25 protein-coding genes are annotated in these 25,913 nt (G+C 67.5%); 16 read left to right on the forward strand and 9 right to left on the reverse strand.

Annotated elements, in window-relative coordinates; genetic code table 11:
• The first annotated feature begins 322 nt into the window (after nucleotides 1-322).
• From rpmB to ACQ3HB_RS17595, 5 genes are all read left to right on the forward strand, one after another.
• Nucleotides 323-559, forward strand: a complete 237-nt coding sequence (gene rpmB, locus ACQ3HB_RS17575) for a 50S ribosomal protein L28 (protein WP_430921779.1) — start codon at nucleotides 323-325, stop codon at nucleotides 557-559.
• A complete protein-coding gene (gene rpmG / locus ACQ3HB_RS17580; RefSeq protein ID WP_056010525.1) occupies nucleotides 559-726 on the forward strand; it encodes a 50S ribosomal protein L33 in 168 nt (55 codons plus the stop codon). Before rpmB ends, rpmG begins: the two co-directional genes overlap by 1 nt.
• A 2-nt stretch (nucleotides 727-728) precedes the next feature.
• Entirely contained in the window at nucleotides 729-1,034 is a 306-nt protein-coding gene (rpsN, locus tag ACQ3HB_RS17585) for a 30S ribosomal protein S14 (RefSeq protein ID WP_430921781.1), read from the forward strand.
• Between the two features lie 198 nt (nucleotides 1,035-1,232).
• Nucleotides 1,233-2,639: an MFS transporter gene (locus ACQ3HB_RS17590; protein ID WP_430921783.1), complete on the forward strand. Its 1,407-nt coding sequence runs from the start codon at nucleotides 1,233-1,235 to the stop codon at nucleotides 2,637-2,639.
• A 212-nt stretch (nucleotides 2,640-2,851) separates the two neighbouring features.
• Entirely contained in the window at nucleotides 2,852-3,154 is a 303-nt protein-coding gene (locus ACQ3HB_RS17595) for a hypothetical protein (RefSeq protein ID WP_430921784.1), read from the forward strand.
• On the opposite strand, the gene ACQ3HB_RS17600 is transcribed toward ACQ3HB_RS17595, so the two are convergent.
• Entirely contained in the window at nucleotides 3,144-3,971 is an 828-nt protein-coding gene (locus ACQ3HB_RS17600) for a hypothetical protein (RefSeq protein WP_430921785.1), read from the reverse strand. The two genes, ACQ3HB_RS17595 and ACQ3HB_RS17600, sit on opposite strands and share 11 nt — an antisense overlap.
• Nucleotides 3,972-4,565: 594 nt before the next feature.
• On the opposite strand from ACQ3HB_RS17600, the gene ACQ3HB_RS17605 reads away from it, so the two are divergent.
• The 4 genes from ACQ3HB_RS17605 to ACQ3HB_RS17620 all read left to right on the forward strand — a co-directional run bounded on the left by ACQ3HB_RS17605 (nucleotide 4,566) and on the right by ACQ3HB_RS17620 (nucleotide 11,597).
• Entirely contained in the window at nucleotides 4,566-4,847 is a 282-nt protein-coding gene (locus ACQ3HB_RS17605) for an HU family DNA-binding protein (RefSeq protein ID WP_422781559.1), read from the forward strand.
• A 183-nt stretch (nucleotides 4,848-5,030) separates the two neighbouring features.
• Entirely contained in the window at nucleotides 5,031-6,203 is a 1,173-nt protein-coding gene (locus ACQ3HB_RS17610) for an exonuclease SbcCD subunit D (protein ID WP_430921787.1), read from the forward strand.
• Nucleotides 6,203-9,565, forward strand: coding sequence for an AAA family ATPase (locus tag ACQ3HB_RS17615; protein ID WP_430921789.1), 3,363 nt, complete (start codon nucleotides 6,203-6,205; stop codon nucleotides 9,563-9,565). Before ACQ3HB_RS17610 ends, ACQ3HB_RS17615 begins: the two co-directional genes overlap by 1 nt.
• A 61-nt stretch (nucleotides 9,566-9,626) precedes the next feature.
• The gene (locus tag ACQ3HB_RS17620) at nucleotides 9,627-11,597 is read left to right on the forward strand and encodes a bifunctional copper resistance protein CopD/cytochrome c oxidase assembly protein (protein ID WP_430921791.1); all 1,971 of its coding nucleotides are present in this window, start codon (nucleotides 9,627-9,629) and stop codon (nucleotides 11,595-11,597) included.
• Nucleotides 11,598-11,813: 216 nt separating this feature from the next.
• On the opposite strand, the gene ACQ3HB_RS17625 is transcribed toward ACQ3HB_RS17620, so the two are convergent.
• Nucleotides 11,814-12,896: a hypothetical protein gene (locus ACQ3HB_RS17625; protein WP_430921793.1), complete on the reverse strand. Its 1,083-nt coding sequence runs from the start codon at nucleotides 12,894-12,896 to the stop codon at nucleotides 11,814-11,816.
• Nucleotides 12,897-12,965: 69 nt separating this feature from the next.
• On the opposite strand from ACQ3HB_RS17625, the gene ACQ3HB_RS17630 reads away from it, so the two are divergent.
• On the forward strand, nucleotides 12,966-14,225 hold the full coding sequence (locus ACQ3HB_RS17630) for an ATP-dependent DNA helicase (protein ID WP_430921795.1): 1,260 nt from the start codon (nucleotides 12,966-12,968) through the stop codon (nucleotides 14,223-14,225).
• An 84-nt stretch (nucleotides 14,226-14,309) separates the two neighbouring features.
• Here ACQ3HB_RS17630 and ACQ3HB_RS17635 read toward each other — a convergent pair whose 3' ends face one another.
• The gene (locus tag ACQ3HB_RS17635) at nucleotides 14,310-15,017 is read right to left on the reverse strand and encodes an alpha/beta fold hydrolase (RefSeq protein WP_430921797.1); all 708 of its coding nucleotides are present in this window, start codon (nucleotides 15,015-15,017) and stop codon (nucleotides 14,310-14,312) included.
• Nucleotides 15,018-15,285: 268 nt separating this feature from the next.
• Here ACQ3HB_RS17635 and ACQ3HB_RS17640 point away from each other — a divergent pair, with 268 nt between their 5' ends.
• Nucleotides 15,286-17,643: an immunoglobulin-like domain-containing protein gene (locus tag ACQ3HB_RS17640; RefSeq protein WP_430921799.1), complete on the forward strand. Its 2,358-nt coding sequence runs from the start codon at nucleotides 15,286-15,288 to the stop codon at nucleotides 17,641-17,643.
• Nucleotides 17,644-17,835: 192 nt separating this feature from the next.
• Here ACQ3HB_RS17640 and ACQ3HB_RS17645 read toward each other — a convergent pair whose 3' ends face one another.
• The 4 genes from ACQ3HB_RS17645 to ACQ3HB_RS17660 all read right to left on the reverse strand — a co-directional run bounded on the left by ACQ3HB_RS17645 (nucleotide 17,836) and on the right by ACQ3HB_RS17660 (nucleotide 20,379).
• Nucleotides 17,836-18,501, reverse strand: a complete 666-nt coding sequence (locus tag ACQ3HB_RS17645; protein WP_430921801.1) for a biliverdin-producing heme oxygenase — start codon at nucleotides 18,499-18,501, stop codon at nucleotides 17,836-17,838.
• A 251-nt stretch (nucleotides 18,502-18,752) separates the two neighbouring features.
• A complete protein-coding gene (locus ACQ3HB_RS17650; protein ID WP_430921803.1) occupies nucleotides 18,753-19,346 on the reverse strand; it encodes a hypothetical protein in 594 nt (197 codons plus the stop codon).
• 202 nt (nucleotides 19,347-19,548) lie between these two features.
• Nucleotides 19,549-19,956 carry a DUF4383 domain-containing protein gene (locus tag ACQ3HB_RS17655; RefSeq protein ID WP_430921805.1) on the reverse strand — a complete coding sequence of 136 codons (408 nt, stop codon included), beginning with the start codon at nucleotides 19,954-19,956 and terminating at the stop codon, nucleotides 19,549-19,551.
• 114 nt (nucleotides 19,957-20,070) lie between these two features.
• A complete protein-coding gene (locus ACQ3HB_RS17660) occupies nucleotides 20,071-20,379 on the reverse strand; it encodes a DUF2470 domain-containing protein (protein WP_430921807.1) in 309 nt (102 codons plus the stop codon).
• A 118-nt stretch (nucleotides 20,380-20,497) separates the two neighbouring features.
• Between ACQ3HB_RS17660 and ACQ3HB_RS17665 the strand changes: the two genes are divergently transcribed.
• The 3 genes from ACQ3HB_RS17665 to ACQ3HB_RS17675 all read left to right on the forward strand — a co-directional run bounded on the left by ACQ3HB_RS17665 (nucleotide 20,498) and on the right by ACQ3HB_RS17675 (nucleotide 23,152).
• Entirely contained in the window at nucleotides 20,498-21,820 is a 1,323-nt protein-coding gene (locus ACQ3HB_RS17665) for a serine hydrolase domain-containing protein (RefSeq protein ID WP_430921808.1), read from the forward strand.
• A gap of 153 nt (nucleotides 21,821-21,973) precedes the next feature.
• A complete protein-coding gene (locus ACQ3HB_RS17670) occupies nucleotides 21,974-22,495 on the forward strand; it encodes a DinB family protein (protein WP_430921810.1) in 522 nt (173 codons plus the stop codon).
• A 108-nt stretch (nucleotides 22,496-22,603) separates the two neighbouring features.
• Complete coding sequence (locus tag ACQ3HB_RS17675) at nucleotides 22,604-23,152, forward strand: YbhB/YbcL family Raf kinase inhibitor-like protein (RefSeq protein ID WP_430921812.1); 549 nt, start codon at nucleotides 22,604-22,606, stop codon at nucleotides 23,150-23,152.
• A gap of 214 nt (nucleotides 23,153-23,366) precedes the next feature.
• Here ACQ3HB_RS17675 and ACQ3HB_RS17680 read toward each other — a convergent pair whose 3' ends face one another.
• Nucleotides 23,367-23,726, reverse strand: coding sequence for a hypothetical protein (locus ACQ3HB_RS17680; protein WP_430921814.1), 360 nt, complete (start codon nucleotides 23,724-23,726; stop codon nucleotides 23,367-23,369).
• A 194-nt stretch (nucleotides 23,727-23,920) separates the two neighbouring features.
• Here ACQ3HB_RS17680 and ACQ3HB_RS17685 point away from each other — a divergent pair, with 194 nt between their 5' ends.
• Nucleotides 23,921-24,415, forward strand: a complete 495-nt coding sequence (locus ACQ3HB_RS17685; RefSeq protein WP_430921816.1) for a helix-turn-helix transcriptional regulator — start codon at nucleotides 23,921-23,923, stop codon at nucleotides 24,413-24,415.
• Between the two features lie 8 nt (nucleotides 24,416-24,423).
• Nucleotides 24,424-24,780 (forward strand): ImmA/IrrE family metallo-endopeptidase, encoded by a 357-nt coding sequence (locus ACQ3HB_RS17690; protein ID WP_430921818.1) that lies wholly within the window; start codon nucleotides 24,424-24,426, stop codon nucleotides 24,778-24,780.
• Nucleotides 24,781-24,783: 3 nt separating this feature from the next.
• On the opposite strand, the gene ACQ3HB_RS17695 is transcribed toward ACQ3HB_RS17690, so the two are convergent.
• Nucleotides 24,784-25,782 carry an SDR family oxidoreductase gene (locus ACQ3HB_RS17695; protein WP_430921820.1) on the reverse strand — a complete coding sequence of 333 codons (999 nt, stop codon included), beginning with the start codon at nucleotides 25,780-25,782 and terminating at the stop codon, nucleotides 24,784-24,786.
• Nucleotides 25,783-25,913 lie beyond the last annotated feature (131 nt).

The raw sequence follows: 25,913 nt of genomic DNA on the forward strand, positions 1-25,913 counted from the left end.
CTCTTTGCGCCGATGGTACTGCAGGGGGGACCCTGTGGGAGAGTAGGACACCGCCGAACTTCTTCGTTGAGATGGCCACCCAAGATTCTTGGGTGGCCATTTCGCGTTAACAGAGCAACATCCGAAACAGCACCTCATCAGGTGAAAGAGCTCGAGCTGACTTGCGTTCCCGTCGTGGAGCGCATAAGCTTGACCTTTGGCTGGGCGTCCTCTATCGTCCACGCCGTACGCGCATCCCCCTCCAGCAAGATCCGGGGGACGCGCATGCCGACAAGAGATCTTGGGCAGGGCACTCGTCCTGCGGTAATGAAGGAGAACAACTATGGCAGCAGTGTGCCAGGTGACTGGAGCCGTTCCCGGCTTCGGACACAACATCTCGCACTCGCACCGTCGGACGAAGCGCCGCTTCGACCCGAACGTGCAGAGGAAGACCTACTTCGTGCCTTCGCTTCGTCGTAACGTCACCCTGAAGGTGTCCGCCAAGGGCATCAAGGTGATCGACGCACGTGGCATCGAATCCGTCGTCAAGGACATTCTCGCTCGTGGGGTGAAGATCTAGTGGCTAAGCAGCAGGACGTCCGTCCGATCATCAAGCTTCGTTCTACGGCCGGCACGGGGTACACCTACGTGACGAAGAAGAACCGTCGCAACAACCCCGACCGTCTCGTACTCAAGAAGTACGACCCCGTAGTGCGCAAGCACGTTGAATTCCGAGAGGAGCGCTAAACATGGCTAAGAAGAGCAAGATCGCCCGCAACGAGCAGCGCAAGGTGATCGTTGACCGCTACGCCGCGAAGCGCCTCGAACTGAAGAAGGCCCTCGTGGACCCCGCAGGTACCGACGAGTCGCGTGAAGCAGCTCGCCTCGGCCTGCAGAAGCTTCCCCGCAACGCATCGCCGATCCGCGTCCGCAACCGCGACGCCGTCGACGGACGCCCCCGGGGTATCCTCACCAAGTTCGGCATCAGCCGTGTCCGTTTCCGCGACATGGCTCACAAGGGCGAACTGCCCGGCATCACCAAGTCGAGCTGGTAGTCACTCACCGCTCGCGACTGTTCCTGCGGTCGGTTCTTCCGACAGCTGAACACAGCACAGTTTCATCCTGAAGGGGATGTCCGTCTTGTACGGACATCCCCTTCGGTCGTTTACGGGCAGGGCGGCATACTGGAGGGATCCCGACGGAGCTCTTCCGATCCCGGGATCCCGAGAGTGAGCAGGTGATCGTCGCTGGACGTGCAACGCCAACGCGCAATCGCGCTCCTCGTGGCCGTGTGCTTCTTCATGGAGAACCTCGACGGGACGATCCTCACCACCGCGGCACCGAGCATCGCACGTGACTTCGCGACCGAGTCGACGGCCGTCGGGCTCGCTGTCACTGCGTTCCTCCTGACGGTCGCCGTGCTCATCCCCGTGAGCGGCTGGCTCACGGAGCGATTCGGTGCGCGGCGAGTGTTCGCGGCGGCGATCGCGGTCTTCACGATCGCTTCTGTTCTGTGCGCGGTGAGCTCGAGCCTGCCGATGCTCGTGGCGATGCGGGTGCTGCAGGGGGTCGGCGGTGCGCTCATGGTGCCGGTCGGGCGGTTGACCGTGCTGCGCGTCACACCGAAGCATCGGCTCATCCAGGCGATCGCGCTGCTGACGTGGCCGGCTCTCGCGGCTCCGATCATCGCCCCGTTCCTCGGGGGCCTCATCACCACGTACGCGTCGTGGCACTGGATCTTCCTGATCAACGTGCCCGTCGGCGTCATCGCGTTCGTGATCGCGCTCCGCATCGTGCCGGACCTGGCAGGAGCGGAGGTCCCGCCACTCGACTGGCTGGGGCTCACGCTCGCCTGCACCGGGCTCGCTGCACTCGTCTACGCGTCGGCGCTCGTGTCGGGCGTCGGATTCGCAGCGGTGCCGTTCATCGTGTCGCTGGTGATCGGGCTGGCGCTCCTCGGACTCGCCGTCCGGCACCTGCTGCGTGCACCGCATCCGTTCGTCGATCTGCGGATGCTGCGCGTCGAGACGTTCCGCTTGGCGAACGCGGGAGGGTCCGTCTACCGGCTGACGATCAGCGCCGTTCCGTTCCTCCTGCCGCTCCTCTTCCAGGATGCGTTCGGGTGGACGCCCGTGCAGGCCGGCGCCGTCGTCCTGTTCCTCTTCGCGGGGAATCTGGCGATCAAGCCGGCGACCACGTGGATGCTGCACGCCTTCGGATTCAAGGTGCTACTCGTCGCATCGGGCGCGGTCGGAGCCCTGTGCATGGTGGCGATGGCATTCCTCACCGCCGAGACGTCGATCGTGCTGATGGCCGCGCTCCTCTTCCTCAGCGGCGTCGCGCGGTCGGTGGGCTTCACGGCCTACAACACGATCACCTTCGCCGATGTCGAGCAGTCGCAGATGTCGGGCGCGAACACGCTCAACTCGACGTTGCAGCAGGTCGCGAGCGGGTTCGGCGTCGCCGTCGGTGCGATCCTGCTGTCCTCCGGCTTCGCCGTCGACGATGCCGTCCACGGCGGGCCGTTGCTCCCGTATCAGTTCGCGTTCATCGCGATCGCCGTCCTCACCCTCTACCCGACGCTCGAGGCGCTCGCGCTCTCCCGCGCCGCCGGGAGCGGTGTCATCGTGCGTGCTCCCGCCCCAGCACCCAAGGGTTGACGTTCCCGAACCTCGGAGTGAGCGACGGGCAGGAGTCTCCCGTTGGGCCGCGTCCTTCCCTCCTCGCTCTCGAAACTGACCCCTTCCAACGGCCGACCACAGGCACATCTGGCATACTAGGCTTGCTTTGCGCAGCGGGATTTCGGCTCGATGGACTTTACGACCGCCACACGCTCACGGATCGAGGCGTCTTTATGGCAGGAGGCTGGCAGATGAACGACAGCGCGGAGATCGAGCGTCTCGTGTTGCGAAACGAAGTTCTTCAGGCCGTGCTCGGAGCAGGACCTGAATTGATCGGGGCGTTCCGCTCGCTCGGTACCTGCGACAGCCGTGAGGAAGCGGTGACGACGTTGGCGCGAGATCTACGCATATCCGAAGTGGCGGCCAACGTGTTGCTCTCGTCCACCGTCGAACTCCTCGCGACAGGGTATCGGCAGGCGCGCCTCAGAGCTGAGCTCGACGCGAACCTGGCGCACGTCGCACTGCTACGCCAGCCCAAGCGGCCTAGTAATTGAAGGACGCGCTTCCCACGCCAGTGATCTTGTAAGGATGAGTGGTCCAAACCATCGTGGCAGAGTTCGGCCAGCAGGGTGCGTCGATGGTGACCGTGTAGTCCATGTGGTACGTCCTCCCCGGGATCCCGCCCTGGTGCCAGGTTTGGGGGAAGATGTTCTGACCGTAGGCGATCGGTGCGTAGCTTTCAACGTCCTCGCAGTTGTTCCAGGTCGCGACGGTGGTGTCGAAAAACGGATCCTCGTCGAGTCGGGTTCGACATTGGACATCCGTGAACTGAACGGGCTTTCCTCCGCCGTAGCCGAGGTAGCCGTCTAGCGTCACACCCGGGTAGAAGTAGAACGAATAGTGCAGTTCCAACGCGTAAGATCCCTGAAAATCACAGTCGAGACCTCCGATTGAGACGCCACAGACTCCGTATGCAACGATGTCGCTCACTTCGTGTTGGTAGGCATTTGCGATGTATCCATCGTCCCCGGCCCATCGTGATCCTGAGGCTGTCTGCCAGGCGTCAGGATCCTCGACGATCTTCTCGAGCGTCGACTGCGTGCTATCCCGTGCTCCCCGTGCGCGATTTTGCACAAAGGACCTTGCTTGGGCGACGTCACCTCGGTCCATTGCCTGATGGATGAGATGTGGGAGGGGATCGAGTGCATCCTCCGGCCATGCGCCCGCAAGGCAAAGGCCGGCTGCGTAGTCGGCATCGGTGCAGATCGCTCCACCTGCATAAGACTGGTGCACGTGCGGCACGTTCGCCAATGTGTTGGGAGCCGCCAGGGCGGCGGCAAAGATCAGCGCAGTTGCAAATGTAGCAGACATAAACTTTAGAGCTCCAATGGTCTATAGATAGATGATGAAGTAACGTTAGCGCTCGCCAAGTCTGCGGGGAAGGGGTTACTGAGACTCGATTCGAGTCGCTCGTGTTGCCGTGCTTACTGCGGGCCGATGGTCGCTCACGGTGCGGCGCGGGAAGGGCGCGATCGGCAACGACAGCGATCTCGCTGTCCCGAACGCTGAAAGGCGGAAACGTGCGCTCGTCGGAATCATGAACCCAACGCGACACCGGATCGCAGGCAAGTTCAGTGCATCAACGACAGAAGGCTCCAGGTGGCGTTGGTGGCATCGAGCTGGACGGTGCTGGCGCCGAGCGCAAGGGGGGTGGCCAGGTTCCCCGGAAACACGCGGAAAAGTCGCCGAAACGGGTCGAAAACGGCCTGAAACGTGAAAACAGGGGTCATCTGGCCGACACGCGGGCCTGAATGTCCGCGAACAGCCTACATATCCGCGGAATCTCGCGGAATGCTGGTACATTCAAGGCGGTCAGAAAGACCAGTTGGTGCCGTATCAAGCGACACCTTCGATACCAACAAAACAGCTGTGATTCTGCAGCATCGTCCGAGGAGGACCCTCACAATGGCAAATTTGAACAAGACTGAGCTCGTCGCCGCAATCGCCAGCGCCACCGGCCAGAGCCAGGCAACCGTCGGCGGCGTCGTCGACGCCCTGTTCTCGACCGTCGCTGAGACCGTCGCCACGGGTGGCAAGGTTTCGATCCCGGGTTGGATCTCCTTCGAGCAGACCGACACCGCTGCTCGCACCGGCCGCAACCCGCAGACCGGCGCCGAGATCCAGATCCCGGCCGGCAAGCGCGTCAAGGTCACCGCTGGCTCGAAGCTCAAGGCTTCCGTCAAGTAGTCTCCTCTCCGCAAGGAGTGAGCACCGCGAGCTGAGCTCGTCGGTTCTCGAATACACGTCCCGAGGGGCACCACAGTTCTGTGGTGCCCCTCGTTCGTTTCCAGGAGGCCTCCGAACGCGCGGGTTGCCGGGTGCGCCGCGGGGTGGTCCGGCGCTGTCGGTGGGGCCGCATACGATGGCCGCATGCGGATCCTCCACACCTCGGACTGGCACCTCGGCCGATCCCTGCACGGTGTCGATCTGCTGCCCTACCAAGAAGCGTTCCTCGATCACCTGCTCGAGGTCGTCGTCGAACGGCGAGTGGACGTCCTCCTCGTCGCCGGCGACGTCTACGACCGGGCGATCCCTCCCGTGCAAGCCGTCACCGCGCTCTCCACAGCGCTCACCCGCCTCGCCGAACACGCGACCGTCATCCTCGCTCCGGGCAACCACGACTCGGCCATCCGCCTCGGCTTCGGGGCGTCGATGCTGCGTGACGGCATCCACATCCGTGCTGAAGTCGACCGTCTGCAGGAGCCCGTGATCGTCGCGGACGACGACGGCGACGTCGCGTTCTACCCGCTGCCGTACCTCGATCCGGACACCACCCGCGGCACGCTCGCCCTGCCGGGGGAGCCGCCGCTCGCGCGCTCCCACGAAGCGGTCGTCGGCGCTGCGCTCGGCCGGGTGCGTGCCGACCTCGCTGAACGGCGGGAGGCGGGGAACGTCCGCGCAGTCGTCGCCGCGCACGCATTCGTCATCGGCGGCACCTCGAGCGACAGTGAACGCGACATCAGGATCGGCGGGGTCGACGCCGTCCCCTCGGAGGTCTTCGAAGGGTTCGACTACGTCGCGCTCGGTCACCTCCATGGAGCGCAACGAGTGGGGCGCGCAGGTGTCGAGGACCGGATGCGCTACTCGGGGTCACCCCTCGCCTACTCCTTCTCCGAACGCAACCAGGCGAAGTCGAGTGTGCTCGTCGAACTGGCGGCAGACGGATCGACGACGATCGAACTCCTTCCCGCACCTGTGCCGAAGCGACTCGTCGACGTGAGCGGCACGCTCGAGGAACTCCTCGGCAGTGCTTTCGACGACGCGACCGATGCCTGGGTGCGCGCGACGGTCACCGATGACATCCGTCCGGCCGAACTGTACGCGACCCTGAGAGGACGCTTCCCTGGCCTGCTCGTGTGGCTGCACGCACCCGCGAACCGGGCGGAGACGGGCGTCGCGCGTGCGGTCACCGCGGTGTCCGACCCGGTGGAGGTCGCGTCCGAGTTCGTCGAGTTCGTCACGGGTTCGCCGACGACCGCTCGTCAGGCGGAACTGATCAGGACGGCCCACGAAGCGGCCCTCGCCGCGGAGGTGAGCGCCTGATGCGACTCCACTCCCTGACCCTGCAGGCCATCGGGCCGTACGCGGGCGAGCACGCGATCGACTTCGTCGAGCTCGGGCGTGCGGGCCTGTTCCTGCTGGAAGGTCCCACGGGCGCGGGCAAGTCGACCATCATCGACGCCATCGTGTTCGGCCTCTACGGGGAGCTCGCCGGAACCGGCGCGAGCAAGGACCGGCTGCACTCGCATCACGCGGCGCCAGGCGTCGTCCCGTTCGTCGAGCTCGTCTTCGAGACGGGATCCGGCGTCTATCGGGTACGACGGACGCCGGCCCACCGGCGCCCGAAGCAGCGCGGCGGCGGCTTCACCGACCAACCGGCCAGCGCCACCCTCATGCGACTCACCGATCCCGACGCCGAGACCGGGGAGACGCTCTCCACGCGCACGCAGGAGATCGGGCCGGAGATCACCCGGATCGTCGGACTCACCCGCGCGCAGTTCGTGCAGACGATCGTGCTGCCGCAGGGCGAGTTCGCGAAGTTCCTCTCCGCCGACGGCGAGGACCGGAGCGCGCTGCTGCGATCCCTGTTCGGCACGGAGCACTACGAACGACTCGCCGAACACCTCGTCGCGCTGCGCCAGGACGCCAGGCGAGAGGTCGCGGCTGCCGAACGGACGCTCGGAGAGGCGGTCGCGCGGTTCAGCGGAGCAGCACAGCTCGCGGAGGTCCGGGCGCGGGTGGAGGGTCGTGCCGATGCCGATGCCGATGCCGATGCCGATGCCGATGCCGATGCTGGTGCTGGTGCTGCCGATGCCGATGCCGATGCGGCTGGAGCTACTGCGGTTGCTGCTCTCGAAGGAGGGCCGGCGGATGCGACCGAGGCTCCGGGTGCGGATGGACCCGATGACCTGGGTGGGGCAGCGGCCGACGATGCCGCCGTCGTCACCGTGGACGCTGCCACTGCCACAGCCTCGGAGGCGCTCGTCGAACGCGCGCGAGAGGACGACATCCTCGCCAGCCGCCTGGAGCCGGATTCGCCGACGCTGGAGGCCGATGCCGCCGCGATCGTCCACGTCCTCCGCTCGCGCTCCGAGCGTGCGGCTGCGGCCGCAGCCGCCGCGGAGCTCGACGACGCCCGTGTGGCCAGAGACGCAGCCGTGCAGCTGCAGCAGCGCCTGGAGCGCCGCATCGCGTTGCTCGCGAAGCAGGAGCAGCTGGCCGTTGACGACGACTGGATCACACAGCTCACGGCGAAGGTCGCCGCGGCGCAGCGGGCGGACACGGTGACGTCGTCGGCGTCCGGTGCGCGGGCCGCGACGATCGGGCTCGAGCGGGCGGACACTGCTCTCGTCGCGGCACTCGCCGACGCGGGATCCGAGACGGCGGGGCTCAGCCTCGACGAGCTCGCCGAACGCCGCGAGACCATCACCGCCGAACGCGTCGGCCTCGCCGCCCGCATCACCCTCGAACGCTCGCTCGCCGGCCGTGAGGCGGAGATCGCGTCGCTCGGAAGACGCATCGACGACACCGAGCGGCGCCTGGCAGCACTCTCGGCCGACGATGCCGCGCGTGCGGCTCAGCGGAAGGAGCTCGGCGATGGCACGAGCACGGTGGAAGAGTGCCGGACCGGAGTCGCAGCCGCCCGCCTCGCCGCCGAGAACGTGCGGGCCCGCATCGCCGTCCTCGATCGCATCGACGCCCTCGATGAACGACGAGCGGCCACCGCCGACGCGCTCGGCTCCGCCGTCTCCCGGGCGAAAGCCTCCGTCGATGCAGAAGCGGCGTTGCGCCGCCAACGGATCGACGGGATGGCCGGAGAACTCGCCGCCGCCCTGCAGGACGACGAACCCTGCCCCGTCTGCGGGTCCGCTTCGCACCCTGCGCCGGCGTCGCTGTCCGGAGAGCATCCCTCCGAGCACTCGATCGAGGAGGCGGCCTCCGCCCGTGAGACCGCCGAGGAACGCGTGCGGAGCGCTCGGGGCGCTCACGAAGCGATCCTCGCCGAACGGGCCGTGCTGGTGAGCGAGCTGGTCGCGGCGGCCGGGGATGTCCCGGCCGCGGTCGACTCCGAAACCGCCGCCGGCATCGAGAGCACCCCCGACATCGAGAGCACCCCCGACATCGATGTCACTGCCCTCCGGGACGAAGCGACCGATGCCGCGGAACAGGCGATCACGCGCCTGAGCGAGACGGCGGAGGCGCTCGCTGCAGCGGAGACACGCGCGGAAACGCTCCGGACGATCGAAACAGCGACGGCCGCGGCCGCCGCCGAACGCGCCGAGCTCACCCCGACCCTCGCGACGCTGACCGAACGGCGGAAGGGTGAACGGGAGGCCGTCGCGGCCGCGCGTGCGGACATCGCGGCCGCCCTCGGCGAGCTCGGCGACACCTTGGAAGAACTCGACAATCGACTGGCGCAGGAACGGGAGCGAATCGTGGCGCTCGCCGCAGCCCACGCGGCCGTTGTGGACCGCGCGGCACGACTCGCAGAACGGCAGGCGGAACTCGTATCGGCGCTCGAAGCGGCAGGGTTCGCAGACCTCGAAGCAGCTGAAGCGGCCGTCCTGGAGAGCGGCGACCGGGCCAGGCACGAGGCGGCGATCGCCGAGCACCATCGGCGGGCTCAACAGGTCACGGACGGACTGGCCTCCCCGGAGATCAGGGAGCTGACCGGTCATGAGGTCATCGACCTCGATGCTGCGGAACAGCGGCTCGCCCAGGTGCGCGAGACGGCACGCATCGTCGCCGATGAGGCAGCGGTTGCCAAGCGACGCGCCGACCAGGCCGAAGCGGCCCAGTCCGACCTCGACGACGCCATCGCGGAGAACGCGGAAGCCGTGCGCGACGCCGCAGAGGTCATCCGGCTCGCTGACGTGGTCTCCGCGACCGGCGCGGACAACGTCAAGCGGATCACGCTCGGCACCTACGTCCTCCTCCGCCGCTTCGAGGACGTCGTCGCCGCGGCCAACGCCCGCCTCGAGGCGATGTCGGGCGGCCGGTACGAACTCGTCCGCAGTGACGTCAAGGAAGGCGCGTCCAGGGCACAGCGCATCGGCCTCTCCCTGACCGTCCACGACCATCGGACCGACACTCGCCGGGATCCGAAATCGCTCTCCGGCGGCGAAACGTTCTACGCATCGCTCTGCCTGGCACTCGGTCTCGCGGACGTCGTGACGGGCGAAGCCGGCGGCGTCGAACTCGGCACACTCTTCGTCGACGAGGGCTTCGGCAGCCTCGACCCCGAGACGCTCGACACGGTCATGGCGGAGCTCGGACGCCTGTCCGCCGGCGGCCGGGTCGTCGGCGTCGTGAGCCACGTCGAAGAGATGAAGCAGCGGATCGGTGAACGCATCGAAGTGCGTCGACTCGCGGACGGTTCTTCCACCCTCCTCGTCCGCGCGTAGGGCCGAAAACCCGGGACCGGTCGCGGACGGAGCTCCCAGCGCACCCGCGTAGGCTGGGATCGTGAATCGTGTCGCCCGCCTCGCAGGACCAGCCCTGCTCCTGCTCGTGGCGGTGGCCTCCCTCCTCGCCGGACTCGCCTTCGGCGGGGGAGCCAACGCCCAACTCCTCGGTGACCCCGGTGCGGTGGTCCGCTACGGACTGCCCATCGCGACGCTGCTCGTCAACATCAGCGCGGCAGGCACCATCGGTGCGCTCGTCCTCTCCTGCTGGGCGCTCAGCCCGCAGCAGAAGGAGTACGGCGCGGCTCTCGACGTCGCTGCGGCATCTGCCGCCGTGTTCACCGTCGCCTCCGGCATCACCGGGTTCTTCACCTTCCTCAACGTCACACAGGTGCCGCTCGCCTTCGACGACGCGTTCGGCGCCAAGCTCAGCCTCTTCTTCACGAGCATCGAAGCCGGACAGGCGTGGCTCAACACCACGCTCATCGCCGCCGCCGTCACCGTGCTGTGCTTCGCGGTCCGCAACCAGACCGTGCTCATCTTCGTCACCGGGCTCGCACTGCTGTCGCTGCTCCCGATGGCGCAACAGGGCCACTCCGCTGAAGCGAGCGGACACAACGCCGCGGTCACAGCACTCGGCCTGCACCTCGTCTTCGCCGCGATCTGGCTCGGCGGGCTCGTCACCATCGTGTTCATCCGCCGCACCCTCGACGACGGCCGGATCGTCCCCGTGCTCCTCCGATACTCGACGGTCGCCCTCATCTCCTTCGTCGTCGTCGCCGCATCCGGGTATGTGAGCGCTGAACTGCGCATCGGCTCGCTCGACCGGCTCGGCTCGCCGTACGGCATCCTCGTGCTCGTCAAAGTGTTCGCGCTCCTCGCGCTCGGCCTGTTCGGCGCGGTACAGCGACGGGTGCTCATCCGGAAGCTCGAGACGAACCTCAAGCCGTCCCGGAAGCCGTTCTGGTGGTTCGTCGCCCTCGAACTCGCGTTCATGGGACTCGCCTCCGGTGCCGCAGCGGCGCTCGCGAAGACGGCTCCGCCCGTCGACCAGGCGGTTCCCGTCGCAGCCACGCCCGCCCAGCTCCTCACAGGCGAAGCGCTCCCACCGGAACTGACCTTCGAGCGCTACTTCACCCAGTGGGACATGGACCTCCTCTGGGTGCTCGCGTGCGCGTTCGGCATCTTCTTCTACCTCGCCGGCGTGTACCGGCTGCGCAAGCGCGGCGACTCCTGGTCCATCCTCCGCACCATCAGCTGGGTGCTCGGCCTCCTCGTGCTCATGTACCTGACGAGCGGCGGCATCAACGCGTACCAGCCGTATCTGTTCAGCGTGCACATGCTGGGGCACATGGGGCTCACGATGCTCGTGCCCGTGCTGCTCGTCCCCGGTGCGCCCGTGACCCTCATCGCCCGCGCCGTCAAGAAACGCGACGACGGCTCCCGCGGCGGCCGCGAATGGGTGCTCCTCGCGGTGCACTCGAAGTTCGCAGGCGTCATCGCGAACCCCATCGTCGCGGCCGTGCTGTTCGCCGGATCGCTGTGGGTGTTCTATTACACGCCGCTGTTCCGCTGGTCGATGACGGACCACATCGGGCACGAGTGGATGGTCATCCACTTCACGATCACCGGGTACCTGTTCGTGCAGTCGCTCATCGGCATCGATCCGGTCCCGAAGCGGCTGTCGTATCCGATGCGGCTGCTCGTGCTCCTCGCGACGATGGCGTTCCACGCCTTCTTCGGACTCGCGATCATGTCGTCGACGGGACTGTTCCTCGCCGACTGGTTCGGCGCGATGGGCCGCACGTGGGGGCAGACGCCGCTCGGCGATCAGCAGACCGGCGGCGGCATCGCGTGGAGCGTCGGCGAGATCCCGACGGTCGCGTTGGCCATCGCCGTCGCCATCCAGTGGAGCCGGAACGACGAGAAGGAGGCCAAGCGCCTCGACCGCAACGCCGACCGGACGAACGACGCCGAGCTCAACGAGTACAACGAGCGGCTCGCCCGCATGGCTGCCCGCAGCAACGACTGACCGCGGCTGACCCCGCACCTGCCTCTTCGCCGACCCCGCACCTGCCGCTCACCCACCGGGGTTTCACAATTCAGGACGATTTTCACAATTCAGGACAATCGCCCGGCGCGGCGCCCGAGATCATCCTGAATTGTGCAGATGTTCCTGAATTGTGCAACCACCAGGGGACGAGGGGCAGGGCGACGAGCCGGGGCATCGGGGCAGGCAGCGGTTGGGTCAGCGCAGGTCGATGTAGAGGGAGCCGTCCTCGCGGACCGTCACGAACGCGGAGAGCGTGAACGGGACGTCCTCGTCGAGCGTCGTCACCTCACCGTCGAACAGCGACTGCACGTCGACCACGAGATGCGCGGTGCCGACCGTCGCCGGCATGACCCACGTCGTCTCGCCCGGCTGGATCTGCACCGTCGGGTACGTCACCATCGACCACGCGGGTGTGGTCTTCACCCGGTCGCGGAGGAACTGCCCGAACGGGCACCCCGTCGGCTGCAGGACGACCTGCGTCGCGCACTCGTCCAGGTAGCTGTTCAGCTGCGTCTGCACCTCCGTCACGAACGCCTTCGTCGGTGTCGTGTCGACCGATGCCGTCACCACGGATCGCGGGTCGGTCGCGCGTGCCGTCTGCACCGGTGCGCGCAGCATCGTCGTGTCGAGATCGAAATCGATCGTCGACGGGGTGAAGGTGAGCAACGACACCGTGTTCGTGAACGCCGCCGCCTGATCCGTCGGCGCGACCTGCCGGGTGTCCAGCTCGAAGCCGTTCGCGCGGAACGACGTCGAGTGCACGACCGTCAGCGAGACGCTGCTGAGCGGACTCCGCTCGAACCGCCACGAGGGGAAGAGCCCGAACGTCGCTTCGGCGCTCGACACCGAGAACGTGCTGCGGCCCTGCTTGCCGCCGGAGACGTACTCGAACGTGATGCTGCGCGACCCGTCGGACTCGGCGACGTCGGACACGAACCGGACGTCGGTGAGCTTCCCCAGCGCCTCCTTGCGGAGGAGCGCGTCGGAACTGCCGGCGGGGAGTCCGGCATCGGCCAACTTCTCCCGGTCGATGCTGACTCCGGGAAGCGCGAGCGCCGCTGCGGCATCGCCCGCCGACAGCGCATCGAGGTACTCCCGGACGAACGCTCCCGCTCCGTAGACCTCGCGGGACAGCGCGCCCCACGTGGCGAAGACCGCCGAGACGAGGAGCGCGGCGACGCACAGCCACAGGACGATCGCCCGTGCCAAGGCCCCGGGTCGTCGCCCCGAGGCGTTTTCCGCCTCGTGGCGCTCTTCCCGCGTCGCGACATGGGTCATCCAGCCATCCTAGGGTGGAGGCTTCCGCGTAAGATATGAGAGCCGATCCGCAAGGAGACCATCCCACTCATGAGCGTAGCCCTCACCGCCGAACAGCAGGCGGTCTTCGATCGCATCGAGGGCACCAGGGAACACGTGTTCGTCACGGGTCGTGCCGGGACGGGCAAGTCCACCCTCCTCAACCATCTGGCGTGGAACACGTCGAAGCAGCTCGTCATCTGCGCGCCCACCGGTGTCGCTGCGTTGAACGTGGGCGGGCAGACGATCCACTCCCTCTTCCGGTTGCCGATCGGCCTCATCGCGGATCACGCCATCGAGCAGAACGACCAGACCCGCAAACTGCTCAACGCGATCGACACGCTCGTCGTGGACGAGGTCTCCATGGTGAGCGCAGACCTCATGGATGCGATGGACCGCAGCCTCCGCCAGGCGCGGCAGCGTCCCAACGACCCGTTCGGTGGCGTGCAGGTCGTGCTGTTCGGCGATCCGTACCAGCTCGCCCCCGTTCCCGGCAGCCCGGACGAGCGCGCCTACATCAAGGACACCTACCGCTCCTTCTGGTTCTTCGACGCGAAGATCTGGCAGGAGGTGCCGCTGCGCATCATCGAGCTCACCGAGATCCACCGGCAGCACGAAGCCGAGTTCAAGTACCTGCTGAACGGTGTGCGGCACGGCCAGGTGACCGCCGAGATGGCCGGCCGCCTCAACGGGACCGGCGCGCGGACGCCTCCGGACGACGGCATCATCACGCTCGCGAGTCGCAATGACACCGTCAACCGGATCAACGCCGCCGCCCTCGCGAAACTGGGCGGGAAGGTCCTCACCGCTAAAGCGGAGGTCTCCGGCGACTTCGGCGGGCGTGCGTTCCCCGCCGACGAAGCGCTCGACCTCAAAGTGGGCGCGCAGGTGATGTTCCTCCGCAACGACAGCGAACAGCGGTGGGTGAACGGGACGCTGGGGACGGTCGTGAAGATCGATTCGACCGTCTGGGTGGACGTCGACGGGGAGCTCTTCGAGGTCGAACCCGCCACGTGGGAGAAGCACAAGTACTCGTACTCGTCGGCCACCAAGCAGCTGAAGCGCGACATCGTCGCCGAGTTCACCCAGTTCCCGTTGCGATTGGCGTGGGCCGTCACCATCCACAAATCGCAGGGGAAGACGTACGAGCGAGCGATCGTCGACCTCGGCACGCGCGCGTTCAGTCCCGGGCAGAGTTACGTCGCGCTCAGCCGCATCTCTACCCTCGACGGCCTGTACCTGTCACGGCCGTTGCGTCCGAGCGACATCATCGTCGACACCGACGTCGAGCGCTTCATGCGCGAGCGCTAGCGCCCTGCCGCCCTTCCGGCTCGCGAGGTGTCACATATGGCTAGTCTGGATGCCCGGGACTAGCCATATGTGACACCTCGCGAGCTACGGGGCAGGGGTCTGGACGGCGGCGAGGATGGCTGCGCCGAGCGCGACCGGCCGGGTGAACTGCGGCCAGTGCCCTGTGGGCAGGTCGATGTAGTCGACGTGCCGGACCTGACCGAGCTCCGCCACCTCCGCGTACTCCGCGGCGATCCACTCGAGCATCATGGCCGAGGGGAATTCGCACGCGATGACGGTGACGGGGACGTCGTAGCGGCGATCGTCGTGCAGGTGCTGCTGGTCGAACGCGGCTCCGCGAGGCTGAGGGATGGCGCGGGCGCGGAACTCGGTGCGGATGTCATCGCTCAGGTCGACGAGGTCCTCGTCGGGGAACTCGCTCCAGTCGGGCAGCGGGATCTCGCCGTCGACGACGGGCAGCTCGTTGTTGACGACCCCGCCCTCCGGTACCGGCACGCTGTCGACGTAGACGCCGCGGACGACGCGATCCGGCCGAGCATCGATCGCTCCCTGGATGACCGGCGCACCGCCCGAGTGGCCGACGAGGACCACGGGTGCTCCGATCTCGTCGACGAGACGGATGACGGCATCGATGTGATCACGGAGACCGATGTCGGTGCGATCGGCGTCGACGGATTCCAACCCGGGCAGGGTCACGGCGTGCACGCGGTGACCGGCCGCCTCGATCGCCGGCCTGACGCGGTCCCATGACGACGCGTCCAACCAGAATCCGGGAACCAGTACGACATCCATGCCGAGACCCTACTCCCGTCCTTCTCGGCTCGCGAGGGTTCGCAAATGGCTCGTTGCGGGTGTGCCGGACGAGCCATACGTGACACCTCGCGGGCTGCGAGGGCGGGGTTCACGCGGAGGTCGCCGGACGTTCATCCGGACGTCGGTTCCGAGTTCACTGGATCGGCGACCCTCGTTGAGGCCGACCGGCGCCGGACAGGGCGCTCGCGGCGGCATCGCGTGGCTCTGCGTCGTCCGGGCCACACCATCCCCAGACAGAAGGAATGTTGTGACCCCGTCATCCGACGCCCCCGGTTCGTTCACCCGTCGCCAGGCGCTCGTCCTGCTCGGCTCCGCCGCCGCAGCGAGTGCCGTCGTGCTCTCCGACCCGTTCGGCCGGAACATCGCCCAGGCTGCTGAAGCGACGGCGATCCCGCTCCTCAGCACTGCGACGACGACCTGGCGCTACTCCGACGCGAACGCCGACCCCGCAGCGGGCAACGCCGACCTCCTCGTGTGGGCGAAGGCCGGCTACGACGACGCCTCCTGGAAGAGCGGCAAGGGCGGCTTCGGCGCCAAGCGGGGCCTCGCCACCGGCATGGGCGGCGGCTACGCGATCAACACCCTCCTCACGCAGTACGTCGCGGGCAGCACGAGTGAGGACATCCCCACGTACTTCTTCCGCACCACCTTCGAGCTCACTGCCCAGCAGCTCGCCCAGGTGCAGGCGCTCAGCGGGTCCGCGGTGTACGACGACGCGTTCACGATCTACGTCAACGGGCAGAAGGCGGCCGGTTTCTCCGATGCCGCGATCGACCCCACGAAGAACCTCCAGTTCTCCGGCACATCGGTGAGCGACCCGCAGGTGGCCGCGTTCACGGTGGCGAAGACGCTGCTCCGCGAGGGGACGAACACCGTCGCCGTCGCGCTGTACCAGGGCGACGCCGGCAGCTCCGACATCTACTTCGACCTCACGAGCCTGACCGCGACGACCACCTCGGTCGCCGCGCAGGTCTCCGACGTCGTGCTCAACATCGGTGCGGACGTCACCCAGCTGAACCTCGCCTGGTACACGACGTCCGGCATCGCCGAGGTCGCGCAGCTGATGACGGCCGGCGGCTCGTTCGACACCGCGACCTCGTTCCCGGCGTCGGGCGCGAAGTCGACGGACGGCCAGGAGTACCGCCACGCGACGCTCACGGGCCTCGCACCGGACACCGCCTACAGCTACCGCGTCGGCAGCGCCGAGGGCGTCTGGTCGGACACCTTCTCCTTCTCCACGCGCGCGTTCACGGGCGACTTCAGCTTCCTCCTCATCGGCGACTCGCAGATCGGCGCCTCCGGCAATGCGACGAACGATGCCGCGGGCTGGGCGACGACGCTGCAGAAAGCGGAGACGCTCCTCCCGGAGAGCCGCTTCGTCCTCTCGGTCGGCGACCAGGTCGACTCCGCCGCCAACGAGACCCAGTACGCGGGTTTCCTCGCACCGAAGCAGCTGACGAAGACACCGCTCATCACCAACATCGGCAACCACGACGTCGCGAGCCTCGCCTACCGTCAGCACTTCAACATGCCGAACATCGACGAGACGTTCGGCCAGGGCAACGCGGGTCAGTCGGGCGGCAACTACTGGTTCGTCTACAACGACGTCCTCTTCATCTCCTTCAACTCGAACAACCGCGAGAACGCGAGGCACGTCGAGTACGTGGCGAAGATCGTCACGGAGCAGGGCGCAGGCAAGAAGTGGATCGTCGTGCACTTCCACCACTCGATCTTCAGCGTCGCCTCGCACGCGACCGATGCGGACATCATCGAGCGTCGCGGCGTCTTCCCCGCCGGATTCAGCGAGATCGGCGTCGACCTCGTGGTCATGGGCCACGACCACGTCTACACGCGTTCGTACCTGATGAACGGCAACCAGAGCGTCGCGCAGCAAGCGAAGGGCACGGTCGTCCCGAAGGACGGCGACGTCCTGTACCTGACGGCGAACTCGTCGAGCGGCAGCAAGTTCTACGAGATCCAGGAGGGTCAGGACTTCTTCTGGGCCGACGTGGAGAACCAGGAGCACATCCCGAACATGACGAACGTGCAGGTGACGGACGATGCCATCACCCTCACGACGTACCGCGTGTCCGACCTGACCGTCGTCGACGAGGTGCGTCTGGAGAAGCCTGACACGGTCGCTCCCGTCATCACCGCCCCCGCATCGACGACGCTCACGGTCGGTGACGCGTTCGACCCGATGGCCGGTGTGACTGCCGCCGATGCCCGCGACGGCGACCTGACGTCGAAGATCACGGTGGCAGGGGCGGTCGACCCGTCGAAGGCCGGGAAGACGACGCTCACCTACTCGGTGTCGGATGCCGCCGGGAACGCCGCATCGGTCGATCGGGTGGTGACGGTGAACGCGCGAGGCGTGGTGACGCCGACGCCTTCACCTGGCGCTGGTGCGGGCACGGGTGCGGGTGCGCCTGCCGGCGGCAAGGGCGGCAAGGACCTCGCCTCGACCGGCGTGAATGCGGGCGGCTTCGTGGCTGCCGCGGCTGCAGCGCTCGCCGCGGGTGGCGCGCTCATCGCGGGCAAGCGCCTCTCGAAGCGTGGGGCGTCATCGGCCGCCGACCGCGCCGGATCGGACACCTCGGTCTGAGCATCGCGCCGCCGTCGCGCACAACTCCTTCGATTGCGACATGCCGGCCGCGCCGAACCCCGGAATTCCGGGGTTCGGCGCGACCGGCCGGTGCGGATCGAAGGAGTTACGCGTGTGGGGGGAGACGCAGAACGGCCCGTGATCCGCCGAGGTGGCAGGTCACGGGCCGGGAGGTGAGGTGTCCGGGTGCTGTCAGGCGACGACGGTCGAGGACCCTCCGGCCTTCGCATCGGCCAGGTCGCGGAACAGGTCCGTGTTGAAGCGGTACGCGACCATGACCTCATCGATCACACGCGCCTGCTCGGCTTCGTCCCAGGGGACCGAGTCGAGTTGCTCGCGGTAGACGTCCTTGAACTCCTTGGGCTTGGCGATGTCGCCGAAGAGGTAGAAGCCGACGCCGTTCGTGTCGAAGCCGAACTGGCGCTGCATGAGCGTGCGGATGATCTGGCCGCCCGACAGATCGCCGAGGTAGCGCGTGTAGTGGTGGGCGACGAATCCACCGGCCCAGACGGCGCCGACCTCGTTGATGCGGGCCACGTAGCGCTGCGTGGTGGGGAGCGGCGAGATGTGGTCGCGGAAGTCTGCGCCGATGAGGAACTCGAGATCCTGCTCGATGGCGGGGAGACGGGTGAGCTTGTCGCTGATGAACGGTGCCGCGATGGCATCCTTGCGCATGCGGTCCGCTGCCGCCTCGAGGGCTTCGTAGATGAAGAAGTGCTGCGCGACGAGCGCGACGTAGTCCTCTTTGGTGCCCTTGCCCGTCATCAGATCACTCATGAAGTCGGCGCCCTCGCTGGACGAGTGGCCGGACGAAGTGCGCTCGCGCAGGGCCTGTGAGAAGGGGATCACGTTGCTCATGTCGGACTCCGTGGTGATCGGCGGGATGATGCCTTGTGGTTAGGGTTGCCTTAGTCTAGCCAGTTTTCGGTGATTCTCACGGGGAATTTCCTGCGCATCACCCCAGAGGTGGCGATGAGACGGCGAAGGGACGCCGTTCGTCCGCCGGTGAGTGACCTCAGGAGGACGGAAAAGCGGGCACCACCAAGAGAACGGTGGTGCCCGCGGTCGTCCCGTTCTGCGAAAGGGTCCAGGGACGGTTTGGGGCGCGGTCAGTGACCGGCGTGCTGAGAGAAGCCGTGCGTGCCATGCGGGACGGCGTGTTCGCCGGCGTTGGTGAGGGCGAGCGCTGGAGTGGTGAGCGCCGCGACGATGAAGCCGCCCGCGGCGACGCCGACGAGGAAGCGGCCTGCAGGGGTGCGGCGGGTGGTGGTCGGCTCGGATGGTGGTTCAGCCACGGTTGCATCGACGGTCGCGGTCGCGGTTGTAGTCGCGGTTGTAGTTGCGGCTGCCGCCTGTGTTGCGCGGAAACGAACGGCGAGGACGATCGACACGTAGAGCAGCATGACGGTCGATGCGAGGAGCGGGACGAGCGGGAGCCCGCCGACCGCTTCGGGGAAGATCGAGGAGAGGCCGGCGAGGGCGACCCACGCGAGGATCGCGGCGATCGATGCGGTGAGCGACGTTCTCGGGGCCGGGACGCGGTCGCGGACGAGGACGAGGATCGCCCACGCCATCGATGCCAGGCCGATTGCGACGAGCACGGTCGCGGACACCGGGGCGGACCCTGCCCCGACCGCCGTGTAGACGAGGCCGGCGCCGAGCGATGCGAAGGCGAGCAGGATGTTGCCGAGTGATGTCGTCATGGGGTGCTCCGCTCGTGGTTGTGATGAGGACTGCCCTTCGACAGGCTCAGGGACCGGGTAGCGCTTTGGGGCCGAGGTAGTGCTCAGGGACCGGGTAGCGCTTTGGGGCCGGGTTCGGCTCAGGGACCACCGGTCCAGGCGTCGCGCGTGGGATTGATGCCCGGGGGCCGGCGTCGTGAACCGACCCCCGGGCGCCCCCTGGCTAGGCCGTGACGGCTCTAGCCTGCTTGTCCGCTGCGAGACCGACTCCCAGCAGAACGACTGCACTGGCCAGGTGCAGGAAGTGGTCGGCCGTGTTGAGGGCCAGGATGTTCAGCGCCGAACCGACGATGAAGAATCCAACGACACCCAGCAACAGGTAGACGGCACCGACCACGGTGTTGACGGTCTTCGCTGCCTGGACGTTCGAGACGCCCGCAATGAGCAGCGCAGCCCCGATGAGCACGTGCGCGATGTTGTGCAGCGGGTTGACCTCGAAGATGCCGAGGAGCAGACCGCCCTGCGTTGCGATGAACTGGACGCCGCCCGTGACGGCGAATCCGAGGAGACCGACGAGCACGTACACGGCTCCGAAGATGGTCGCCAGCAGACGGTTGGGTGATTGACGCATGATGCTGCCTCCTTGCTCGACGACGGCATGTGCCGTGTTCACAAGAGTGTTCGGAGGCGAGCGGGGAGTGGTTTGGTCGATTCGGTGATTCGTCGGCGATCCGACGGCGGGCGGTCAGGCGTGCGGGCGCGGCTCCACGCCGAGTCGTGCGCAGGCCGCGTCGTACAGGGCGACGATCTCACGACGGATCTCCGCGCGTTCCGTGATCGCGCCAGCTGGCCACGCGACATCGCCTGTCTTCGGCGTCCCGTCGACGGTCCACGTCCACGTGCCGCCATCCCCGTCGAGCGCCGTCATCACGACGTCCGTCGCCGCATCGTCGTGGAACGCACGGACGATGAGCACGTTGTCATCCGGGTGGTCGCCGTTCATGTGTGCGAGCACCGCATCGACGACTGCGGGGGCGAAAACCTGTGCGTTCATAACTCCTAGATAACACCATCTGGCGTTTGGCGTCTCTCCGGGCCAGCCGACAGCTTCAGAACGAAGCGCGTGGTTAGAATCGCAGGGGCAAGCCATGCCCGCTTCATCAGGGGGATGAATGACTGAGAACGTTTCGAGGGGTCGCCGCATCGGCGCTCTCATCACAGCGGTGACGCTGGCCGTCGCGCTCGCCGCATGTTCCGGCCCGACCGTCTCCGCAACGAACTTCCCGAAGCAGGTCGAGGGCGAGCTGCCGAAGGACGTCCGAACGTCCATCACCGCGGCCGTCGAATCGGCCGTCACCCAGTCCGGTTCCTCCGGCGCCGTCGTCGGCGTCTGGGCGCCGTGGGCCGGCAGCATGGTCGCCGGCGTCGGAACGACCGAGCCGGGCGGGTCCACGAAGATGGATCCGAGTATGGCGTACCGCATCGGCGACACCACCAGGCCCATGACGTGCACCGTCCTCCTGCAGCTCGTCGACGAGGGCAAGGTCAAACTCGACCAGAAGGTGAACGATGTCGTTCCGCAGGTGCAGGGCATCGACGGCATCACGTTCGGGCAGCTCTGCCAGAACACGTCCGGTCTCGGCAGCTACAGCACCACCTTGCAGGGGCAGTTCATCGCGAACCCGACCCGCAACTGGTCGATGGCCGAGATCCTCGCCAACGGTCTCGCATCCGGCACCCGCACGGCGCCCGGCGCACTCTTCGGCTCCAGCGACACCGGTTACATCCTCCTCGGCATGGCCATCCAGCAGCTGACGGGTCAGTCCTGGCAGTCGCTCTACCAGGAGTACCTCTTCTCCCCGCTCGGCATGAAGCAGTCCGCGCTCCCCGATGCGACCACCACGGTCCTCCCCGGCACCTCCCACCCGCATGGGTACACGACCACGAGGCTGCCCGACGGCACCTACCAGTGCGACACCCCCGTCGACGAGAGCGAGCTGTCGCCGTCGATGGCCTGGACGGCCGGCGGTGTCGTCTCGAGCGTCGACGACCTGCGCGCGTTCACCCAATCACTCGCGTCGGGATCGTTGCTGACGAAGTCGACGTACAAGAAGCAGTGGGCGAACCCCGTCCCGATCGGACCGGACGCTCCGACGTGGCAGAGCTTCGGCATCGGCGCCATGCAGCTCGGCCCGATGCGCGGCCAGGCCGGGTCGATCCCCGGGTACCTGTCCGCTGCGTTCTCGGACCCGACCTCCGGCCTCACGGTCGTCGTGATGCTCAACAACTCGACCGTCGGCGCCGGATTCGCCAAGGAACTCGCGATGCAGCTCGCATCGATCGGGTCGAAGGCCGCTCCGGCTTCCGGTCAGAAGAAGCCCGACGTGCAGTTGCCGTGGTCCGAGCAGCAGGCTGCCGAGGCGCTCGCCGCATCGGCCATGGTGTGCGCGCCGCCCGCTGCTCCTGCGGAGCCGGAAGCGCCCGCCGCGGGCTAGTTCCCGTGCCCGTCTCGCGAAACCTCCGTTTTCGTGCAATCCGCCCGTTTTCGAGGGCACTTCTTGCACGAAAACGGAGGTCTGGCGGGGGATCGCGGCACCGTGACCGTTTCCGGTCTGCCGCGCGGGACATCCACTCCATAGGGTGAGGGCATGCCCATCACGCCTGACACCAAGAACTGGACCTGGGTCCTCGACCGCGCCTGCCAGGAGTGCGGATTCGATGCGTCCACCGTCGCGATCGACGACCTCCCGGAGCTCATCCGCACCAACGCCGCCGCGTGGGAGCCGGTCCTCGCCCGCGAGGACGTCCGGGTGCGGCCCGATGACAGCACGTGGTCCCCACTCGAGTATGCGGCGCACGTCCGCGACGTCTTCCGGATCTTCGGCGTCCGTCTCGGGCGCATCCGCACCGAGGACGACCCGCTCTTCGAGAACTGGGACCAGGATGCGACGGCCGTCGCCGAGCGATACGGCGAACAGGACCCTGTGCTCGTCGGGCGCGAACTCGTCGTCGCGGGCGCGGCGCTCGCCGCAGCGTTCGAGGCGGTTCCCGAGACCGAACTCGGACGGACCGGACGCCGCAGCGATGGCGCGACCTTCACGGTCGAATCGCTCGGACGCTACCTCATCCACGATCCCGTGCACCACCTCTGGGACGTCACCCACGCCTGAGCGTCAGCCCCGTGCATCCCAGAGCGGGTTCCCTGATCGGCCGGCCCTGGCGTAACGTGGCCCGGGCGTACAGGCGTGCGCCGACCGCTGGTGGGGACGGAGGACATCGTGAGTGCACTCGGCAGGATGCTGCGCAAGCGGCACGCGGGGGATGACGCGCTCGCCTGGAACCGGCCCGGGTTCGATTCGCCGGATGTGCTCAAGCTCACCTCCCCGGACTTCGTCGAGGGCGCACCGATGCCCGCACGGACGGCCGGGAAGGGTGTCGGCGACAACGTTTCGCCAGTCGTCGAGTGGTTGGGCGTTCCGAACGAAGCGGAAGAACTCGTCCTCGTCATCGAGGATCCCGATGTGCCGCTGCCCGCCGCGATCCAACACGCGGTCGTGACGGGGCTCGCGCCCAACGACGCCGGGGTCGGCGCCGGGGAGTTGAACGCCGGCGAACTGCACGGGACCGGGCGGGGGTCGTTCGGACGAACGGGATACCAAGGGCCCCGGCCGATCGCCGGGCACGGGCCGCACCGCTACGTCTTCCAACTGTTCGCGCTCGATCAGAGCCTCGTGCTGCCGAGCGGGGCGATGCCGGGCACGGTCTTCGAGGCGATGGAAGGGCACGTGATCGCGCGGGGTCGCCTGACGGGGACCTACGAACGCTGACGGCGCGGCGCTCGAGGCGATCCGGTCGGTCACCGAGGTGCACTGGTCGGATCCGGTCCCTGAGGTGCTCCGGTCCCTGAGGTGCTCCGGTCCCTCAGGTGATCCGGTCCCTGAGCTTGTCGAAGGGGTGCACTTCGACAGGCCCAGTGACCGATGGGGGTGCACTTCGACAAGCTCAGTGACCGGGTGGTGGCGGTGTCGCACTTCGACAGGCTCAGCGGCCGGCAGCAGGCGGGCGCCCCGCCTTGCCTCGCGGTGGGAGGCCGAGTCGCCGGCGGTGCACGGCCACCGTTGCCTTCGAGATGCCGAGCACGCGTGCCATCGTCGCATCGGAGCAGCAGGCGGCGTTCAACTCACGGATGCGGTCGAGCATCGCCTCCGTGACGACGACCCGGTCGGACTGCTGATGGATGGTGCTCGGCCGCGGCGTGGGCGGCTTCGGCGTGAGCGCCGCCTGGACCAGGTGCTCGATGAGCGAGTGCGCGTTGACGCCCTTCGCCGTGGCCACCGCTGCGACTCTGCGGTACTGCTCCGCGGGCAGGTGGAGCGTGACCTGTACCTGCTGTGCGCCCATCGGTTCCCCCTGCCGTGTTCGTCGTCGACCCACCGGTTCGTGGATCCGCTCGCCCCGTGCGATCGGCGTGTCAAGAACTGTGCCATGTTTGTGACATGAGTGCCAACTTTCCGTCAACGTCTAGGCCATTTCTTTGACAATGTGTCCCGAACGCGCATAGACTTCTGGGCGGGGAGTATGGAATGGATGACGTCATGCAGATTGCGGGAAGCGCTCCGACGACCGGTGCCGAGCGGCAGGAGCTCGCTCGCCACGTGAGGTCGCTTCGGCAGTCCGCCGGGCTCACGCAGGGCGGACTCGCCTCGTTGGCCGGCGTCTCGCGGCAGACGGTGTCGAACCTCGAGCGCGGCACCGTCCCGCAGGGTGAGACGCTTCGCGCCGTGCTGACCTCGCTCGGCGTCGAGCCGGACCGGTCCTCGTTCAGCGCCGAGACGGAGACCTGGCTCGTCATGATCGGGACCATCATCGAATCGCTGCCGCCCGAGCGCCGATTGGCCGCGGTCGACCGCGCCGTCCGGGTGCTCTCGGCGGACGCGCTCCTGCGCGGGCCGGTGGGCGCGACGGTCAGCGCAGCATCGCATGTCGGGGGTGTTCTGGATGATGAAGACCTCCAACGGATCGACCTGAGCGAGTACGACCTCGCCGCGACGGACGACGACGGAGGCCAGGGGGAGTACCCCAACGGGTAGGGGGCTGAGTGACCGGATACGAGCCGCACGCGCACGCGGCGGAACTGGGGGTGCGGATCGTCTCTCGCCCCTTGCGCTCGGCGAACGGGCTGTGGGTGCCGGACCTCGGCGTCGTGTTCGTGCAGCCGCGTCTGCGCCGGGTGCACGAACGGTCCGTCCTCGCCCATGAGCTGGCGCACGTGGAACTCGGGCACCGCACCTCGACGCCGAAGGACGAGCGGCAGGCCGATCTGCTCGCCGCGAGGCGCCTCATCGATCCCGTCCGGCTCGACGAAGTCCTGCACTGGACCCAGGAGCTGCCGGAGATCGCCAATGAGCTCGAGGTCACGGAGCGCCTCGTCGCCGAGTACCTCCGTCGTGCGTGAAGGTCAGAGGTTCCAGCCGCCGTCCGATGCGATGACGCGGCCCACGATCCAGCGGCCCTCGTCGGTTGCCAACCAACCGATGAGTCGCGCGACGTCGTCCGGCGTCCCGAACCGGCCGAACGGCGTCGTCCGGATGAACGCGAGGAGGTCGTCGAGCGGCCGATCTGTCGTCTCCGGGTCGAGATAGCCGGTGTTGACCGGCCCCGGGTTGATCGTGTTGAGCACGATCCCGAAGCCGAGGAGTTCCTTCGCGACGGTCGGCGTGATCCCCGCGAGAGCCGCCTTGCTGGTCGCATAGGCGACCTCGCCCGGCATCGGCCCGTCCTGCTGCCCGGACGTCATCCAGAACACGCGGCCGGTCCGGTGCTCGTCGAACGGGCCCGTGGCCGGCGTCAGCTGCCCCGGTGCGAGCGGCGAGTCCGGCGAGCCAGGGGCACCTGGCGACTCTGCTGCACCCGTCGAATCGGGAGAGTCCGGCGAATCCGCCGACTGCTCCCTGCTGAACGCCTTCGCGAACGCCGACGTCAGGAGCAGGGTGGACCGCGCGTTCACCTGCCAGTGCGCATCGAGTCGTTCCGGGGTCATGTCGAGGATCGAGCCGTCACCGCCGCTCTTCGCGTGGTTGCAGACGAGGATGTCGAGCCGTCCGGTCAAGGCGCTCGCCGCATCGATCAGCCGTCGCGGCGCGTCGGCGAGCGAGAGGTCGAGGGAGGTGTCACCGAAACGACCTCCCAGTGAGCCGGAGGCTGCGCGGATGTCGGCGCGAACGGCATCGAGGTCGTCGGTGCCCCACGGTTGTTCGGCATCGTGCGGCGCGTAGTGCTGGATGAAGACGTCGGCGCCGAGTGTGGCGAAGCGGGCCGCTATGGCGAAGCCGATGCCGCGACGCCGAGAGACACCTGTGACGAGGGCTGTCTTGCCGAGGAGGGGGAGCCGATCGGTGGCGATGCGGGTGCCGGTCGAGCCGGTGGCGCCTGCGGTGAACTCAGGTCGTGCGGTCATGGTGATACTCCCAAGGATGGAGAGGCCGGATGAGGTCGGGTCTCTGTTGCATCCGCGGCGTCACGTCGCCTGCGGATTCACTCCTGGGGTGCCATGCACTCGACGCTAGCAAGCTGGGGCAGAAACCGACA

The organism is Plantibacter lichenum (assembly GCF_050587525.1).
Classification (GTDB): domain Bacteria; phylum Actinomycetota; class Actinomycetes; order Actinomycetales; family Microbacteriaceae; genus Plantibacter.

What these genes read in the sequence shown, in the direction of transcription:
- ACQ3HB_RS17680 (WP_430921814.1), bottom strand. Translation starts at nt 23,726, where the DNA reads ATGGGCGCACAGCAGGTACAGGTCACGCTCCACCTGCCCGCGGAGCAG.
- ACQ3HB_RS17695 (WP_430921820.1), bottom strand. Translation starts at nt 25,782, where the DNA reads ATGACCGCACGACCTGAGTTCACCGCAGGCGCCACCGGCTCGACCGGC.
- ACQ3HB_RS17630 (WP_430921795.1), top strand. Translation starts at nt 12,966, where the DNA reads ATGAGCGTAGCCCTCACCGCCGAACAGCAGGCGGTCTTCGATCGCATC.
- rpsN (WP_430921781.1), top strand. Translation starts at nt 729, where the DNA reads ATGGCTAAGAAGAGCAAGATCGCCCGCAACGAGCAGCGCAAGGTGATC.
- ACQ3HB_RS17605 (WP_422781559.1), top strand. Translation starts at nt 4,566, where the DNA reads ATGGCAAATTTGAACAAGACTGAGCTCGTCGCCGCAATCGCCAGCGCC.
- ACQ3HB_RS17635 (WP_430921797.1), bottom strand. Translation starts at nt 15,017, where the DNA reads ATGGATGTCGTACTGGTTCCCGGATTCTGGTTGGACGCGTCGTCATGG.
- ACQ3HB_RS17660 (WP_430921807.1), bottom strand. Translation starts at nt 20,379, where the DNA reads ATGAACGCACAGGTTTTCGCCCCCGCAGTCGTCGATGCGGTGCTCGCA.
- ACQ3HB_RS17600 (WP_430921785.1), bottom strand. Translation starts at nt 3,971, where the DNA reads ATGTCTGCTACATTTGCAACTGCGCTGATCTTTGCCGCCGCCCTGGCG.
- ACQ3HB_RS17670 (WP_430921810.1), top strand. Translation starts at nt 21,974, where the DNA reads ATGCCCATCACGCCTGACACCAAGAACTGGACCTGGGTCCTCGACCGC.
- ACQ3HB_RS17665 (WP_430921808.1), top strand. Translation starts at nt 20,498, where the DNA reads ATGACTGAGAACGTTTCGAGGGGTCGCCGCATCGGCGCTCTCATCACA.
- ACQ3HB_RS17625 (WP_430921793.1), bottom strand. Translation starts at nt 12,896, where the DNA reads ATGACCCATGTCGCGACGCGGGAAGAGCGCCACGAGGCGGAAAACGCC.
- ACQ3HB_RS17595 (WP_430921784.1), top strand. Translation starts at nt 2,852, where the DNA reads ATGAACGACAGCGCGGAGATCGAGCGTCTCGTGTTGCGAAACGAAGTT.
- ACQ3HB_RS17655 (WP_430921805.1), bottom strand. Translation starts at nt 19,956, where the DNA reads ATGCGTCAATCACCCAACCGTCTGCTGGCGACCATCTTCGGAGCCGTG.
- ACQ3HB_RS17685 (WP_430921816.1), top strand. Translation starts at nt 23,921, where the DNA reads ATGCAGATTGCGGGAAGCGCTCCGACGACCGGTGCCGAGCGGCAGGAG.
- rpmB (WP_430921779.1), top strand. Translation starts at nt 323, where the DNA reads ATGGCAGCAGTGTGCCAGGTGACTGGAGCCGTTCCCGGCTTCGGACAC.
- ACQ3HB_RS17610 (WP_430921787.1), top strand. Translation starts at nt 5,031, where the DNA reads ATGCGGATCCTCCACACCTCGGACTGGCACCTCGGCCGATCCCTGCAC.
- ACQ3HB_RS17615 (WP_430921789.1), top strand. Translation starts at nt 6,203, where the DNA reads ATGCGACTCCACTCCCTGACCCTGCAGGCCATCGGGCCGTACGCGGGC.
- ACQ3HB_RS17645 (WP_430921801.1), bottom strand. Translation starts at nt 18,501, where the DNA reads ATGAGCAACGTGATCCCCTTCTCACAGGCCCTGCGCGAGCGCACTTCG.
- ACQ3HB_RS17650 (WP_430921803.1), bottom strand. Translation starts at nt 19,346, where the DNA reads ATGACGACATCACTCGGCAACATCCTGCTCGCCTTCGCATCGCTCGGC.